This window comes from Streptomyces swartbergensis (genome assembly GCF_002148965.1).
In the GTDB taxonomy this organism is placed as follows: Bacteria; Actinomycetota; Actinomycetes; order Streptomycetales; family Streptomycetaceae; genus Streptomyces; species Streptomyces swartbergensis.
In genome coordinates, this window is record NZ_NGFN01000846.1 from 1 (window position 1) to 658 (window position 658).

General features: G+C 69.8%; 1 protein-coding gene and 1 pseudogene. One reads left to right on the plus strand and one right to left on the minus strand.

Going from position 1 to position 658, the window contains the following annotated elements:
- Nucleotides 1–295: 295 nt before the first annotated feature.
- A complete protein-coding gene (locus CA983_RS48795) occupies nucleotides 296–460 on the minus strand; it encodes a DUF6207 family protein (RefSeq protein ID WP_244207382.1) in 165 nt (54 codons plus the stop codon).
- Between the two features lie 78 nt (nucleotides 461–538).
- Between CA983_RS48795 and CA983_RS44695 the strand changes: the two are divergent.
- A pseudogene (locus CA983_RS44695) lies at nucleotides 539–658 on the plus strand (IS5 family transposase); the annotation flags it as partial.

Genomic DNA, 658 nt, shown 5'->3' on the forward strand with positions numbered 1-658 from the left:
GCAGGCCGAAGCCGACGAACGCGAGCGCCAAGAGCAGGAGCGCCGCCTCGAGGAGCAGGAAGCCGAGCAGACCGCGCAGAAGGCGGGCGGCTGGCTCTCCCGCTTCCGCACCTGACTCAGGAAGGCCACGACACCGGCGGCGCGGGCAGACCCAAGGTGACCCTTTGCAAGCCCGCCCCCCGACCCGGACCACACCACCGAGTAGACCGACCACGGCGGCGACCACGCTGCCGCCAGCCCCGACCATGACTTTGACCACGGCCGGTCAGCGGAGCATGGCCGCCCGCCCGCAGCGCTACGAGTCGGGCTCTTGACGCAAGTCAAGGAAGCAACGCAGCCGTACACCGGGCTCCCCGGGCTCCCGGGTCGTACGGTCCGCCGACGCGATGGCGCACCGTGCGGCGAGCAGCTCCTGGATGGCGAAGGCGGTCTCGTCATTGCCGGCCGCGACCTCTACCACGGCTAGGGCGTGTGTGAGGTCGTGATCAATCTCGGGTTCTGGCCCCGTGCGGGGGCGGGATGCGGTAGGACGCTGGGTGTGACACGTAGGCAACTCACAGACGAGCAGTGGGAGTTCATCGAGCCGTACCTGCCGATAGGCGAGTACGGTCCGTACCCCGAGCGGCTGCGGGAGCAGTTCGAGGGGGTGATCTGGCGG